12 protein-coding genes are annotated in these 13,778 nt (G+C 74.4%); 6 read left to right on the top strand and 6 right to left on the bottom strand.

From position 1 onward, the window contains the following. Window positions 1-31: 31 nt before the first annotated feature. The gene (locus ACFYMM_RS21135) at window positions 32-1,075 is read right to left on the bottom strand and encodes a LacI family DNA-binding transcriptional regulator (RefSeq protein WP_388388712.1); all 1,044 of its coding nucleotides are present in this window, start codon (window positions 1,073-1,075) and stop codon (window positions 32-34) included. Window positions 1,076-1,113: 38 nt separating this feature from the next. Beyond that, window positions 1,114-1,788 (bottom strand): TetR/AcrR family transcriptional regulator, encoded by a 675-nt coding sequence (locus ACFYMM_RS21130; protein ID WP_388388710.1) that lies wholly within the window; start codon window positions 1,786-1,788, stop codon window positions 1,114-1,116. Window positions 1,789-1,905: 117 nt separating this feature from the next. Between ACFYMM_RS21130 and ACFYMM_RS21125 the strand changes: the two genes are divergently transcribed. Further along, window positions 1,906-2,469, top strand: coding sequence for an NADPH-dependent FMN reductase (locus ACFYMM_RS21125; protein ID WP_388388708.1), 564 nt, complete (start codon window positions 1,906-1,908; stop codon window positions 2,467-2,469). A 66-nt stretch (window positions 2,470-2,535) separates the two neighbouring features. Here the strand turns inward: ACFYMM_RS21125 and ACFYMM_RS21120 are convergent, their stop codons facing one another. After that, on the bottom strand, window positions 2,536-3,519 hold the full coding sequence (locus tag ACFYMM_RS21120) for a metalloregulator ArsR/SmtB family transcription factor (RefSeq protein ID WP_388388706.1): 984 nt from the start codon (window positions 3,517-3,519) through the stop codon (window positions 2,536-2,538). Between the two features lie 56 nt (window positions 3,520-3,575). On the opposite strand from ACFYMM_RS21120, the gene ACFYMM_RS21115 reads away from it, so the two are divergent. Then, window positions 3,576-5,594 carry an MFS transporter gene (locus ACFYMM_RS21115; RefSeq protein ID WP_388388703.1) on the top strand — a complete coding sequence of 673 codons (2,019 nt, stop codon included), beginning with the start codon at window positions 3,576-3,578 and terminating at the stop codon, window positions 5,592-5,594. Between the two features lie 13 nt (window positions 5,595-5,607). On the opposite strand, the gene ACFYMM_RS21110 is transcribed toward ACFYMM_RS21115, so the two are convergent. Then, window positions 5,608-9,798 (bottom strand): molybdopterin-dependent oxidoreductase, encoded by a 4,191-nt coding sequence (locus tag ACFYMM_RS21110; RefSeq protein ID WP_388388701.1) that lies wholly within the window; start codon window positions 9,796-9,798, stop codon window positions 5,608-5,610. A 150-nt stretch (window positions 9,799-9,948) separates the two neighbouring features. Beyond that, a complete protein-coding gene (locus ACFYMM_RS21105) occupies window positions 9,949-10,377 on the bottom strand; it encodes a hypothetical protein (RefSeq protein ID WP_388388699.1) in 429 nt (142 codons plus the stop codon). Window positions 10,378-10,461: 84 nt separating this feature from the next. On the opposite strand from ACFYMM_RS21105, the gene ACFYMM_RS21100 reads away from it, so the two are divergent. Beyond that, window positions 10,462-10,884, top strand: coding sequence for a cupin domain-containing protein (locus ACFYMM_RS21100; protein WP_388388697.1), 423 nt, complete (start codon window positions 10,462-10,464; stop codon window positions 10,882-10,884). A gap of 15 nt (window positions 10,885-10,899) precedes the next feature. On the opposite strand, the gene ACFYMM_RS21095 is transcribed toward ACFYMM_RS21100, so the two are convergent. Further along, the gene (locus tag ACFYMM_RS21095; protein ID WP_388388695.1) at window positions 10,900-11,226 is read right to left on the bottom strand and encodes a DUF6629 family protein; all 327 of its coding nucleotides are present in this window, start codon (window positions 11,224-11,226) and stop codon (window positions 10,900-10,902) included. A gap of 74 nt (window positions 11,227-11,300) precedes the next feature. On the opposite strand from ACFYMM_RS21095, the gene ACFYMM_RS21090 reads away from it, so the two are divergent. From ACFYMM_RS21090 to ACFYMM_RS21080, 3 genes are all read left to right on the top strand, one after another. Beyond that, window positions 11,301-11,519 (top strand): hypothetical protein, encoded by a 219-nt coding sequence (locus tag ACFYMM_RS21090; protein ID WP_388388692.1) that lies wholly within the window; start codon window positions 11,301-11,303, stop codon window positions 11,517-11,519. A 133-nt stretch (window positions 11,520-11,652) separates the two neighbouring features. Further along, complete coding sequence (locus tag ACFYMM_RS21085) at window positions 11,653-13,122, top strand: SPFH domain-containing protein (protein ID WP_388388690.1); 1,470 nt, start codon at window positions 11,653-11,655, stop codon at window positions 13,120-13,122. Between the two features lie 44 nt (window positions 13,123-13,166). Next, a complete protein-coding gene (locus tag ACFYMM_RS21080; protein WP_388388688.1) occupies window positions 13,167-13,622 on the top strand; it encodes a type II toxin-antitoxin system PemK/MazF family toxin in 456 nt (151 codons plus the stop codon). The last annotated feature ends 156 nt before the right edge of the window (window positions 13,623-13,778 follow it).

The raw sequence follows: 13,778 nt of genomic DNA, 5'->3' as shown, positions 1-13,778 counted from the left end.
GTCACGCCGTGCCGAGGGGGGTGAGTCCGCGTCAGCTGGAGTCCCGTCGGACCAGCGACGCGCCCAGCACCTTGTGCGTCTCGGGTTCGGCGTGCGGGTCGCGCACCGCGCGGTCGACCAGTTCGGCGAGGTACTGCCCGGAGGGCAGCTCGACGTGGACGGTGCTGAGCCGGGGGCGCAGCAGCCGGCCGAGCATCAGATCGTCGGCGCCGACCACGGCGGTGTCCTCGGGGATGCGTACGCCCTCGTCCTTGAGGGCGCGCATCAGCAGCATCGCGTACTCGTCGTTGTAGGCGAACACCGCGTCCAGGCCCAACCGGGGCCAGTCGGCGGCGAGTCGGGCGGCCGCCTGTTCGGTGTGGGCGAGCGGCAGCGCGGTCACGGTGGCGCCGGTGCCGTGCAGCGCCTGGCGCACGCCTTCGAGGCGGGGCCGGGAGTAGGCCTCCAGGCCGTCCTCCTCGGGTACGACGACTCCGACGCGGCGCCGGCCGCGGGCCCGCAGATGGCTGCCGGCGCAGTGGCCGACGCTCTCGTGGTCCATCAGCAGGGCGTGCGCGCCCTCGACCCGCTCGGGGCCGAGGGTGACCACGGCCCGGGCGCCGGACCGCTTGAGGACCGCGACGCCCTGCGGGCCGAGGCCCGTACCGGGTACCAGCACGGCCACCGGCCGCAGTTCGGCCCAGGCGCGGGCGGCGTCGTCGCCGCGCAGGCCGACCGTGCCGTACTGGACGACGGTGTAGTCCAGGCGGCTGAGCGCCCACTGGAGTTCGTTGATGAACCGGGCGTAGAGCAGGCCGACCGGGATGGCCGGGGCGGGCATCAGGACCAGACGGCTGTGTCCGGCGCGCAGGCTGCGGGCGGCCGCGTGCGGGACGTACCCCAGCTCCTTCGCGGCCTCGTGGACCCGGCGGCGGGTGGGCTCGCTGATCCGCACGGCGCTGGTGTTGTTGAGGACGTAGGAGACGGTCGCGCGTGAGACGCCGGCCAGCCGGGCCACATCGGCGCTCGTCGGGACGGAGCGCGGTACGGGTGCCGCCGACGAGGGCACCGAGGGCGTGTTCGGTATCTCCACCATGACGTACCGCATCTTGGCAGAGGACCGGGACGGGCGGCTCAGCGGGGCGGCTCGCTCCGGGTGACGCGGGCGACCAGGTCCAGCCAGTTCCTCTCCAGCCGCTCCAGGGGCATCGCGCACTGCCTGGTCAGGTGGTGCACCAGGCCCGGGTCGAGGTGGCTCATGAGCGTGTGGGCGAGGAGGTCGGCGTCGGCGCCGGGCGCGGCCTGCCGCAGCAGTATCGCCACGTGGTGGTGCATGACGCGGCGCGGCGGCACGGTGTAGCGGCGGTCGGCCTCGGGTTCGGCCGCGAGCTGCAGTTCCAGCTCGCAGGCCGTACGGCGCAGCATGGCGACGCCGAACGCGCCGAGCCGGTCGACGGGCGGGGCTCCGGGACCCAGGGGCGGCGGGCCGCTCAGGAACCCGGCCTGGAACCGCCGTTCGGAGTGGTCCAGCAGTGCCCTGAGCAGCCCGGTGCGGTCGCCGAAGCGGCGGAAGACGGTGCCCTTGCCGACCTGGGCCGCGGCGGCCACCGCCTCCATGGTCAGGTTCGCCGCGCCCTGTTCCCGTACGAGCCGGGCCGCGGCCTCCAGGAGCCGGGCGCGGTTGCGCGCGGCGTCGGCGCGCAGGCACGGCTCGTCGTCCTCGGCCGGGAGTTCGGTACCGAGTTCGAGCAGTCGCGGCCCCTCCGAGGGCTCCTGGGACTGCGGAAGGGGCGGCAGGACGCTGGACATGAAGCCAGCGTAAAGCATCGGGAACAAAACTGGACCGCGGTCCGGTTAGGCTGGTAGAAAGCTAAACGGACCTCGGTCCGGATCGTAACGACGATGTTTCAGCCCCTTGGAGTACCCATGTCTGTTCGCATCCTTGCGCTCGTCGGCAGCCTTCGTGCCGGTTCGCACAACCGTCAGCTCGCCGAGGCGGCCGTCAAGCTCGCGCCCGAGGGCGCCGAGGTCGAGCTGTTCGAGGGCCTGGCCGAGATCCCCTTCTACAACGAGGACCTCGACGTCGAGGGCAGCGTTCCCGCCGTCGCCGCGAAGCTGCGCGAGGCCGCGCACACCGCCGACGCGTTCCTGCTGTTCTCCCCCGAGTACAACGGCACCATCCCGGCCGTCCTGAAGAACGCCATCGACTGGCTGTCCCGCCCGTACGGCGCCGGCGCCTTCGGCGGCAAGCCCGTCGCCGTGGTCGGCACCGCCTTCGGCCAGTACGGCGGCGTGTGGGCGCAGGACGAGGCCCGCAAGGCCGTCGGCATCGCCGGCGGCAGGGTGATCGAGGACCTCAAGCTGTCCATCCCGGGCTCGCTGACCCGCTTCGCCGAGACCCACCCGGCCGACGACGCCGAGGTCGCCGCCCAGCTCACCGAGGTCGTCGCCCGCCTGCACGGCCACGTGGGCGAGCCCGCGGCCGCCTGAGCCACACGGGTCGAGGGGGCCGGAGCGGCCACGGCTCCGGCCCCTTCGTCATGCGGTCTCGGCGCATCAGGCCCCGGCGAGCCGGTCGCCGAGCGGGCTGCGCCGGTACAGCACCCGCCGTCCGTCGCGGGCGCGCGTCACCAGGCCGGTGGCGTGCAGGACCCGCAGGTGCTGGGAGACCGCGCTGGGTGTCACGCCGAGGCGCCGGGCGAGTTCGACCGTGGGCAGCGGTTCGGCGAGCAGACGCAGCACCGCGGTGCGGGGCGCCCCGAGGAGGGCGGCGAGCGCGGAGGCGCCGGGATCGGGTTCCGGCTCCCACAGGGTCGCGGTGCCCCGGCCCGGATAGGCGAGCATCGGCGGTTCCTCGGCACTGATCGGGGGCGCCGGCTTGTGGGCGAACAGGGACGGGACCAGCCGCAGGCCACGCCCCGCCCCCTCCACCTCGTACCGGCCGATCATCCTGTCGACGGTCAGCAGACCGTCGTCCCGCCACCGCAGGTTCGGATGCAGGCCGGAGAAGAGCGAGTGCGCGCCGCCGGTGGCGAGCTGCCGTGCCCGGTGTGTGATGTCCGCCTCCAGCACGAGCCGCATCCTCGGCCAGTACGGCGACAGGGCCGCCTCCCAATAGCGGCGCAACAGCGAGCAGATCCCGTCGAGGAGGTCGAGGACCGGCTCGTCACCGGGGGCCTCGGCCTGCCGCAGGGCGTCGGGGAGCGGACGGGGCGCGTGGGCGGCGCGCAGATCACGCCGTACGACCTCCGGGGGCGTGGCCCGTACGGCGGTCAGCTCCTCGTCGAGCGTGGGCGCGAAGGCGGTGGGCCGGGGCGTGAGGAAGTCGGGCATGGCCAGGGTGGCGCCGACCAGGGCCGACAGCAGGCGCAGGTCGTCGGGCGCGACGGTGCCGCCGAGCACCGTCGACCGCCACTGGCGGTGCAGGGGGTGCAGACCGGGGGCGCGCAGGGCCTGCAGGCTGCCCATGAGCTGGCTGAGCGGGGAGATGGCGAAGCGGGTGTCGGCCAGGTCGTCGACCCCGAGCAGGAAGCTGATCATGTAGCCCCCGCCTACATCCTTTGGCAACCGCCCGTACCTGCCGTGCACTTCGGCACATGACGGATCTCATCCCCCCGCAGCGTACAGCGCCCGGGCCCGTGTCCTCCCGGCTGATCCCGCTGCTGGCCGTGGCCTGCGGGGTCGCGGTCGGCAATGTCTACTTCCCGCAGGCGATCGGCCCGCTCGCGGCGGCGGGTCTGCACGTCTCCCCCGCCGCGGCCGCCACCGTGGTCACCGCGACGCAGCTCGGCTACGCGACGGGCATCTTCCTGCTGGTGCCGCTGGGCGACCGGCTCCCGCACCGGCCGCTGCTGGTCACCCTGCTCACGCTGACCGGTCTCGGCCTGTGTGCGGCGGCCGCGGCGCCCGCGCTGCCACCGCTGCTGGCGGCGAGCGTCCTGGTCGGGGCCACGACGGTGATCGCCCCGCTGGCCGGCCCGCTGGCCGCCGGTCTGGTCCCGGCGGAGCGCCGGGGCGTCGTCGGCGGCACCCTGCTCAGCGGCTCCCTCGCGGGCATGCTGCTGTCCCGCACGGCCGGCGGCGCCCTCGGCGACCGGCTGGGCTGGCGGGCGCCGTACCTCCTCGCCGCCCTGCTCAGCCTGGCGGTCGCGGCCCTGCTCGCCCGCGTCCTCCCCTCGGCCTCCCCGCCCGCGACGCACCGCTACCCGGCGCTGCTCGCCCAGCCCCTGCGGCTGCTGTGCACGGAGCCCGAACTGCGCCGCTCCTGCCTCTACCAGGCCGCGGTGTTCGCGGGGTTCTCCGCCGCCTGGACCGGCGTGGCGCTGCTGCTCACGGGTCCGGTGTACGGCCTGGGCGCGGACGCCGTGGGACTGCTCGCCCTGGTCAACGCGGCCACGATGGTGGTCACGCCGCTCGCCGGACGGCAAGTGGACCGGCGGGGCCCGGACGCGGTGAACCTGGTGTGCTTCCTCGGTGTCCTCCTCTCGGCCGCGGTGCTGGCCCCCGGCTCACGGGGCGGGGCGCCCGGCCTGGCCGCGCTGGCCGCCGGGACGCTGCTGCTGGACATCGGGATGCAGTGCGGCATGGTCGCCAACCAGGTGCGGATCTACGCGCTCGGCGCCGGCGTCCGCAGCCGGCTCAACACCGCGTACATGACCTGCGCCTACCTGGGCGGCAGCGTGGGTTCCTGGCTGGGTGCGCGGGCCTACGGCCGGTTCGGCTGGCCGGGGGTGTGCGCCCTGGTGGCGCTGCTCACCGCCGCGGCTCTCGCCCGGCACCTGCGGGTCCGGCCCGGATCAGGGCACAAAGGGTCACCGGCCGGTGGGCTCGAGCCTCCCGCCGGATGGCGGGCAGGTTCCGCCGCCCGGCGGCCCCCCGCCCGGGGCAGGCACGCGGATGACGGCCGTACGAGGGCCGTGGCCGCGGCCGAGGGGCCGCCCCGGATCGTGCCCGCCGACGCGGCCCGGCGCGGCGCGACCGGCCCCCTGGCCGGAAGGCCCGCCACCCGGGCGCTCCCGGGCGTCGGACGGACCGCCCCCGACGGGGACGTCGTCGCAGGCGTGCACGGCGGGCCGGCCCACGCCGCCGGGGACACGGCGGCCCCGCTCGACGCATCGGCCGACCCCGCCGGGGGCGTGGCGGCCCCGCTCGGCGCATCGGCCGACCCTCGCGGCGCCCAGGTCGCGCGGCTCGGTGTCGGGCCCGCCGTTCCCGTGCTCGCACTCCCCCGCTCCTGGGCCGTCGCCCGTACCGCCCTGCGGTTCACCGCCGAGGGCACCGAGCGGGACCCGGGGCGGCGGGTGGTGTACGCCGATGAGCTGGGTGGGCTCGCGTTCCTCGCCGACCTCGCGGTTCCCGGTGCGGAGCCGCCCGCCGACGTCCGGGCCGTGGAGGCGGCCGCGGCCGACGCCCCCTGGATGCTGCGCACGCTGCACGCGGTCGCCTGGACGGCGAGCCTGCGGGCGGCGGCGGCCGAGATCACCGTGCACCACTCCACGCTGCAGGACCGGCTGACCCACGCCGAGCATCTGCTGGGCCGGCCGGTGCGCACCCCGAAGGGGCGGTTGAGGCATCAACTGGCCCTGGCCATGCGGCAGTTGGCGCGCCATCAGTGAGGGGCGCCCGGTCTCAGTAGACGTCCCGGACGTATCGCTTGTCGGCGGCGAGCTGCTTGACGTACACCGTCGCCTCCTCCTCGGTGAGCCCACCGTGGAGCGTGGCGATGTCCTTCAGGGCACGGTCGACGTCCTTGGCCATGCGGGAGGCGTCGCCGCACACGGAGAAGTGGGCGCCGTCCTGCAGCCAGGACCACAGCTGGTGGCCGTGCTCGCGCATGCGGTCCTGGACGTAGACCTTGGCCCGCTGGTCCCGGGAGAAGGCCGTGTCGAGGCGGGCCAGCGTGCCGTCGGCGAGGAACCCGGTCAGTTCCTCCTCGTAGTAGAAGTCGGTGGCCCGGTGCTGCTCGCCGAAGAAGAGCCAGTTGGGGGCCCGGTGGCCACGGGCCCGGCGCTCCTGGAGGAAGCCGACGAAGGGGGCGACGCCGGTGCCCGGGCCGACCATCACCATGGGGGTGTTCGGATCGGCGGGCGGACGGAAGTGCGGCGAACGCCGGACGTGCACCGGTACCGGAGTGCCCGGTTCGGCGTCGGCGAGGAACGGTGAGCAGACGCCCTGCCGGGGGCGGCCGTCGAGGTTCTCGTAGCGGACGACGGAGACCGTCAGGGAGACCAGGTCGGGGTCGGTGAGCGGGCTGGAGGAGATGGAGTACAGGCGGGGCTGGAGCCGGCCCAGCACCCCGGCCCACTCCCCGGCGTCCGCGCGCACCCCGAACTCCGCGACCACGTCGACCGCCTGCCGGCCCCAGGACCACTTGGCCAGCTCGTCCTTGTTGTCCGGGCGCAGCAGCTTGCGCAACTCCCGTGGGTCACGGACCCGTTCGGCGACGAAACGGAGCAGGTCCGGGGTGATCCGGGTGATGTCGAGGTGGCGCAGCAGGGCCTCGTCGAGGGCGGCCTCGCCGACGCCGTTCAGGTTTACGGGCGTCTTGGCGTCCAGCCCGGTGACGGCCAGCCATTCCGCCACCAGGGAGGGGGAGTTGAGCGGGCGGACACCGAGTGCGTCACCGGCGTCGTAGACGAGCGGGATCTCGCTGTCACGGGTGTCGAAGGTGAAGCGCCGCACCTCCTTGCCCGCGCCGGGCAGGCTCAGCAGCCGGTTGCCGGTGAGGCGGGCGGCGACCGGCGCGGGGCGCCTGGACCGCGCCGGAGCCGGAGCGGAAGCCGCAGCCGTCGCGGAAGCCGCAGCCGGTACTGGTGCCGTGATGGCGGGGGCGGGGGCGGGGCCGGGCGCGGGCGTCGACGTGCCGTTCAGGGCGGTGAGCACCTGGTCCAGCCAGGCCTCGGCCGTGCTCTCGTAGTCCGGTTCGCAGTCGGTGCGCGGAGCCAGCCGTACCGCGCCCAACTCGTCCAGACGCCGGTCGAGGCGGCGCCCGTGACCGCAGAAGTCGTCGTACGAGGAGTCGCCGAGGGCGAGGACCGCGTACCGGCGTCCCTCCAGACGGCCGATGCCGGGCGCGGCCAGGGTGTCCCAGAAGCCGGTGCCGTTGTCGGGGGCGTCGCCGTCGCCGAAGGTGCTGGTGATCAGCAGCAGGTCGGCGTCGGAGGGCAGGGCGGCGGGGTCGGCCTCGTCCATGGCGACGAGGGTGGCGGCGTGGCCGCCGGCGGTGAGGCGCTCGGCGGTGGCGGCGGCCACGTCCTCGGCGTTGCCGGTCTGCGAGGCCCAGAGGACGACGACCCGGCGGCCGGGGGCCGGCCGCGGCGCCGGGGCCGCGGCGGTGCGGGAGTACATGCCGGCCAGGGTGCCGTTCACCCACAGGGCGTGTTCGGGGCTGAAGGGCGCGTCCGGGGGCAGGACGGGGACGCCGGGCGCGCCCGCGGGTATGCCGGCCAGGAAACCGACGAGGTACTGCCGTTCACGCTCGGTCAGCACGGGCGGCGGGGCGGGCGCCAGCCCGAAGACGGAGGCCGCCGCGTCGGCGACCGTACCGAGAGCCGGGACGGAGGGCGGCACGGACGTGGGGACGGAGGCCGGGACGGAGGCGGGCGCGACGGCCGTGGGGACGAGCGCGGGCGGCGCCTCGGGGGTGCGGACCGTCACCGGTGAGGCCACCTTGGTCAGCGACACCGCGCACACCTTGAACTCCGGCTGGAAGGACAGCGGGTCGACGGCGTCGCTGGTGACGGCGTTGACGCTCAGGTACTCGCCGAACAGGTCGTTCCAGTGGAACGGCGCGAAACAGCAGCCCGGCCGCACCCGGTCGGTGACGACGGCGGGCAGCACGGCCCGCCCGCGCCGGGAGGCCACCTCCACCGAGTCGCCGTCGGCGATGCCCTGGCGGGCCGCGTCCTCGGGGTGGATCTCGACGAAGGGGCCGGGGTTCAGCTTGTTCAGCTTGGTCACCCTGGCCGTCTTGGTGAGGGTGTGCCACTGGTGCTGGAGACGGCCGGTGTTGAGGACGTACGGATAGTCGTCGTCCGGCATCTCGGCGGGCGCGAGGTGCGGGCGGGCGTGGAAGCGCGCGCGGCCGGTGGCGGTGGGGAACGTGGGGGTGCCGTCGGTGCCGACGTAGCGGACGGGGTTGCGGTCGGGGCCGGCGGGGTCGGCGGCGGGCCACTGGACGGGCGTGGAGCGCAGTCGCTCGTACGTCACTCCGGTGAGGTCGTAGCCGGTCTGCGGGTTGCGGGCGCGTTTGATCTCCTCGAAGACCTCCTCGGCGCTGTCGTGGGAGAAGCCCTGCCGGTAGCCCATCGCGCGGGCGACGGCCGCGATGATCCGCCAGTCGGCCGTGGCCTCGCCGGGCGGGTCGACGGCCGGGCGGGCGAGGGTGAGGTTGCGCTCGCTGTTGACCAGGACGCCCTCGGTCTCGGTCCACAGGGCGCCGGGCAGCACGACGTCGGCGTACGCGTTGGTCTCGGTGTCCGCGAAGACGTCCTGGGTGACGACGAACTCGGCGGCCTCCAGGCCCTCGATGACCGTCTTGCGGTTGGCGACGGAGGCGACCGGGTTGGTGCAGATGATCCAGCACGCCTTGATCTCGCCGTCGGCCATCTTCCGGAACATCTCGACGGTGCCCAGGCCCGCGCCGTCGGCGCGCAGGGTGCCCGGGGGCAGCTCCCACAGCTCCTCGGTGAAGGCGCGGTCGGCGTCGACGGCGAGGGAGCGCTGGCCGGGCAGTCCCGGGCCCATGTAGCCCATCTCCCGGCCGCCCATCGCGTTGGGCTGGCCGGTGAGCGAGAAGGGCCCGCTGCCCGGGCGGCAGATCGCACCGGTGGCCAGGTGCAGGTTGACCAGGGCGTTGGTGTTCCAGGTGCCGTGCGTGGACTGGTTGAGGCCCATCGTCCAGCAGCTGGTCCACTCCCCCGCCTCGCCGATCAGCCGGGCGGCCTCGCGCAGGTCGGTCTCCGGGACGCCGGTCAGCTCGGCGACCACGTCCGGCGGGTAGTCGGCGAGGAAGGCGGGCATCTCCTCCCAGCCCTCGGTGTGCGCGGCGATGAAGTCCGGGTCGGTGTGGCCCCCGTCGTGCAGGAGCCGCAGCAGGCCGTTGAGGAGCGCCAGGTCGGTGCCCGGCCGGAGCTGCAGGAAGAGGTCGGCCTTGTCCGCCGTGGCGGTGCGGCGCGGGTCGACGACGATGAGCCTCGCGCCCGCCGACTTGATCCGGTCCATCATGCGCAGGAAGAGGATCGGGTGGCAGTCGGCCATGTTGGATCCGATGACCAGGAAGACGTCGGCCCGGTCGAGGTCCTGGTACGAGCCGGGCGGCCCGTCGGCGCCGAGCGACAGCTTGTATCCGGTGCCGGCGCTCGCCATGCACAGCCGTGAGTTCGACTCGATGTACCGGGTGCGCAGGAACCCCTTGGCCAGCTTGTTCGCCAGGTACTGCGCCTCCAGGCTCATCTGCCCGGAGACGTACAGGGCCACGGCGTCCGGTCCGTGCTCGTCGACGACCGCCCGCAGCCGCCGTGCCGTCTCGGCGACCGCCGCCTCCAGCGCGGTGGGCACCGCCTCCTCGCCGCGCTCGGGGCGCAGCAGGGCGGTGGTCAGCCGGCCGGGCGCGGAGAGCAGGTCGGCGGTGGTGGCGCCCTTGGTGCACAGCCGGCCGAAGTTCGCCGGGTGCTCCTTGTCGCCGGACGCCTTCAGGACCGTACGGCGTCCGTCCGGGCCGGTGCCGACGTCGAGGACGATGCCGCAGCCCACCCCGCAGTACGAGCAGACCGTCCGCACCGTCGAGCTGCCGTCGGTCCGCGGGTCCGGCGCGGCCACGGGCGCCCCCTCTCCTGCTGATCTGCCCGCTTCGTACGCCGTTGACCGTACGCAGAGCTGGTTACACGAACGTCACCTCGGCGGATCATCAGGAGTTAAGCCCGCCGCACAGGAGCCGAACGGGTGATGTGAGCGGAGGGGTGCCGCGGGTCACACTGAGAGGGTGACCACTCCCAGGGCCAGCAGCACGCCCGCCTTGGCCACCTCGAAGGCCACGTACAGCAGGTGCGCCCGCGAACGTCCGCCCTCCTCGCCCGCCAGCACCCGGTCGGACCGGCGGTTGAGCACGGGGCGGACGACCGCGATCTGCACCGCGAGCAGCACCGCGGCGAGACCCGTCAGGACCGCGACCGGCACCGGCGGGTCTCCGGCGGCGACGGCCACGACCAGGGCGGCGGCCAGGGCCGCCTCGACGCGGTTGAGGGCCCGGAAGACGAGACGGCCGATGCCGAGCCCGACGCGCAGGGTCACCTCGGGGGCCCGGAACTTCAGCGGCGTCTCCAGGAAGGAGATGGCGAGCACCATCCCGAGCCAGACGAACGTCACCGCAGCGGCCGTGGCGGCCGATCCGCTCGTCATGCGTCCGCTCCTCGTTCTCACGCTAAAATTTGCATTCAGGATGCCTATTTTCCGGGCCCAGCATACGACGGAGGTCGCAGCGCGATGACAGGGGAACCCCGCAGCACGCCACGCCCACGGATCCTGTGCGACACGGGATCGCTGAGCGGCGCCGGGGACGACGCGACGGGCGCCGTGTGGCGGCTGGCGGAGCCCGGCCGGCAGCTCGACGCCAACGTCGTCAGGATCGCGCCCGGACGGCGCGTCGACACCCACACCGAGCCGGACCTCGACGTCCTGCTGCTGGTCGTCGCCGGGGAGGGCACCCTGGTCTGCCTCGACGGCTCGGAGCCGCTCGGGCCGGGCACCACGGCCTGGCTGCCGCACGGCAGCACCCGCGCCCTGGTCGCCGGGGCGGCCGGGCTGTCGTATCTGACGGTCCACCGGCGCCGGCCCGGCATGCGCATCCAGCGGCTGGAGGGGGCGGGCCAGGCCCCGGCGCTCACCGGCGCGGACGAAGGGGTCTGAGCCGGGCGGTGGCCGTCACGGCCGCTCGCCGCCACGAAGGCGGGCAGCCGCGGGCGGCCGGCGCGTCACCCACCCGAACACCGTCACGGAGCAGGCCGCGACGACGGCGCACCAGGTCGATACGGGCTCCAGCCGCCACAGCGCCCGGCACAGCAGCGCGCCCGCCCCGGCCAGGAGGCCGAGCCCGCGCAGCCAGGGGTCACCGGACAGCGGCAACGCGCCGACGGTGGCCAGCAGATAGCCCGCGACGAGTACGTCGGCGTGCGGCAGCCCGAGGACGTAGCCGACGGTGTGGCCGCGGATCTCGGCCCGCACGGGGCGGGTGGCGAGGCCGTACGCCAACAGGGGGCGGGACGGCGCCGTTCGGGCTGTTCCCGGGGAGGTTGCCGACGGCGATCCGCCCGTACCCTGTGGCCATGGACGATGCGTCGATGGTCGGACTCATGGGGCGGGTCACCGGCACGATCGGGCCGGGGCTGGTCGGCGAGGTGATCGTCCGGGTGCGCGGGGGTGCGGAACACTTCCTCGCCTACGCGGCCGACGGCGGCGCCCGGATCGAGCGGGGCACGGTGGTGATGGTGGTGGAGCACCTGCCGCCGCGGACGGTCTACGTCACGGCGGCGTACGACAGTTGAGCGTGCTCCGCCGCAGGTGAGGGCGGCAGGCATCAAGATTGCAACAAGGATCGGCCGGTGTCTTCTCCCCGCGCCCGGGCGGGCGCACACTCCCTTCGTTCGGTGCCGACAGGGCACCATTCAAAGGGGGCGTATGCCGATGGTTGTCGGCGTCGTTGCGGGGGTGGCGGTCGCCGCCGTCCTCGCGCTGATCGGTCTGTTCAAGATGATGTGGCGGGTCGCCGAACCGAACGAGGCGCTCGTCATCTCCGGTTCCAAGCACCGCACCGAGGGCCTCGAGGAGGGCATGGGATTCCGCATCGTCACGGGGCGCGGCACGCTGGTGCTGCCCGGCGTGCAGGCGGTGCGCAAGCTCTCCCTCGACCTGAACGAGACCGAACTGCACGTGGACTGCGTGACCCACCAGGGCATTCCGCTGAAGGTGCGGGGCGTGGTCATCTTCAAGGTGGGCGACGACTTCGTGTCGATCGCCAACGCGGCCCGCCGGTTCCTCGACCAGCAGAAGATGATGTCGGAGCGGGTGCACAACGTGTTCGCCGGTCATCTGCGATCCATCGTGGGCGGCCTGACGGTCGAGGACATGATCCGCGACCGGGAGAAGCTGACCGGGCAGACCCGGGCGGCCTGCGGTTCCGAGATGGAGAAGCTCGGTCTGATCGTCGACTCGCTGCAGATCCACGAGATCGAGGACCCGACCGGGTACATCCAGAACCTCGCGATGCCGCACGCGGCGGCCGTCCAGCGGGACGCGCGCATCGCGCAGGCGGAGGCGAACCGTCTCGCCACCGAGGCGGAACAGCAGTCCTTCGCCCGGATGGCGGAGGCCACCCGGGACAGCGAGATCCTCCAGGCCGGCTACCAGGCCGAGCGGGACAAGGCGGCGGCCAAGGCACAGCAGGCCGGTCCGCTCGCCGACGCCGCGGCCCGGCAGGAGGTCGTCGTCCAGGAGACCCGGGTCGCCGAGCTGGAGGCGCACCGGCGCGAGCAGCAACTCCAGGCCGACGTCCGCAAGCCGGCCGACGCCAAGGCCTACGAGAAGCGCACGCTGGCCGAGGCCGAGCGCGACGCCCGTATCTCGGCGGCGCAGGCCAAGGCCAAGGAGACGGAACTGGCGGCGGCGGCCGAGGCCACCCGGGTCAAGGCGGCCGCGGGCGCCGAGGCCGAGGCGACCAAGACCCGGGGCGCGGCCACCGCGGCGGCCACCCGGGCCACCGGTGAGGCCGAGGCGGCCGCGGCACAGGCGAGGGGTCTGGCCGAGGCGGAGGCCACCAAGGCACAGGGCCTCGCGGAGGCGGAGGCCATCAAGGCCCGGGCCGCCGCCCTCGCCGAGAACCAGGAGGCGGTCGTCGCCCAGCAACTCGCCGAGAAGTGGCCGGAGATCGTCCAGGCCGGCGCGTCGGCGTTCGGCAACGTGGACAACATGGTGCTCCTCAACGGCGCGGACGGCATGGGCGAGTTGTTCGCCAAGGCACTCACCATGGGCGGCACGGGGCTCGGCCTGGCCCGTCAGCTGCTGTCGTCGATGAACCAGAACGGGCACGCTCCGGAGGGCACTTCGGCGCTCAACGGGACGGCCCGGAAGGTGCCGGTGGACGACGACTGACCCTGCGGTGACGTGCTCACGGGGGCAGGCCCTAAGGTGCCCCCGTGAGCACGTTTACCGATGAGACGGACGAGAACGTCCCGGGCCGTCACGGCCCCTGCGCCACCACCGAGGCCGACCCGCGCGGGGTCGGCAGGGTGCGCACCGAGTACTCCCCCGCCCACGACGGCGACCCGGATCCCGGTGAGATCGTGTGGACCTGGGTGCCGTTCGAGGAGGACGACGGCCGCGGCAAGGACCGTCCGGTGCTGGTCGTCGCCCGGGAGGCGGCGGGCACCTTCCTCGCCGTGCAGCTCTCCAGCAAACGGCACGACGGCGACCGGGAGTGGGTGGCCATCGGGAGCGGGCCGTGGGACCGGTCGGGGCGGGACTCGTGGGTCGACGTGGACCGGGTCCTCAGGCTGCACGAGGAGGGCATGCGCCGGGAGGCCTGCGCGCTGGACCGGATGCGGTTCAACCTGGTCAGGCAGCGGCTGCACGAGCGGTACGGCTGGACCTGACGCGGTGCTGGTCGCAGGCCGCGCGGGGCGGGGGGGGGGGCGCCCCCCCCCCCCCGCGGGGCGGGCCCCCCCCCCCCCCCCCCCCCCCCCCCCGGCCCCCCCCCCCCCCCCCGCGGGGGGGGGGGGGCCCCCCCCCCCGGGCCCCCCCGGCGCGCG

The organism is Streptomyces sp. NPDC006739 (assembly GCF_042869815.1).
Taxonomy (GTDB): domain Bacteria; phylum Actinomycetota; class Actinomycetes; order Streptomycetales; family Streptomycetaceae; genus Streptomyces.
Note: the sequence above shows the minus strand (reverse complement) of the source record. Positions and strands in the feature narration are given on the sequence as shown.

Coding starts and splice junctions, on each gene's coding strand:
- ACFYMM_RS21105 (WP_388388699.1), bottom strand. CDS start 10,377: ATGACGAGCGGATCGGCCGCCACGGCCGCTGCGGTGACGTTCGTCTGG.
- ACFYMM_RS21085 (WP_388388690.1), top strand. CDS start 11,653: ATGCCGATGGTTGTCGGCGTCGTTGCGGGGGTGGCGGTCGCCGCCGTC.
- ACFYMM_RS21090 (WP_388388692.1), top strand. CDS start 11,301: ATGGACGATGCGTCGATGGTCGGACTCATGGGGCGGGTCACCGGCACG.
- ACFYMM_RS21115 (WP_388388703.1), top strand. CDS start 3,576: ATGACGGATCTCATCCCCCCGCAGCGTACAGCGCCCGGGCCCGTGTCC.
- ACFYMM_RS21100 (WP_388388697.1), top strand. CDS start 10,462: ATGACAGGGGAACCCCGCAGCACGCCACGCCCACGGATCCTGTGCGAC.
- ACFYMM_RS21125 (WP_388388708.1), top strand. CDS start 1,906: ATGTCTGTTCGCATCCTTGCGCTCGTCGGCAGCCTTCGTGCCGGTTCG.
- ACFYMM_RS21120 (WP_388388706.1), bottom strand. CDS start 3,519: ATGATCAGCTTCCTGCTCGGGGTCGACGACCTGGCCGACACCCGCTTC.
- ACFYMM_RS21130 (WP_388388710.1), bottom strand. CDS start 1,788: ATGTCCAGCGTCCTGCCGCCCCTTCCGCAGTCCCAGGAGCCCTCGGAG.
- ACFYMM_RS21135 (WP_388388712.1), bottom strand. CDS start 1,075: ATGGTGGAGATACCGAACACGCCCTCGGTGCCCTCGTCGGCGGCACCC.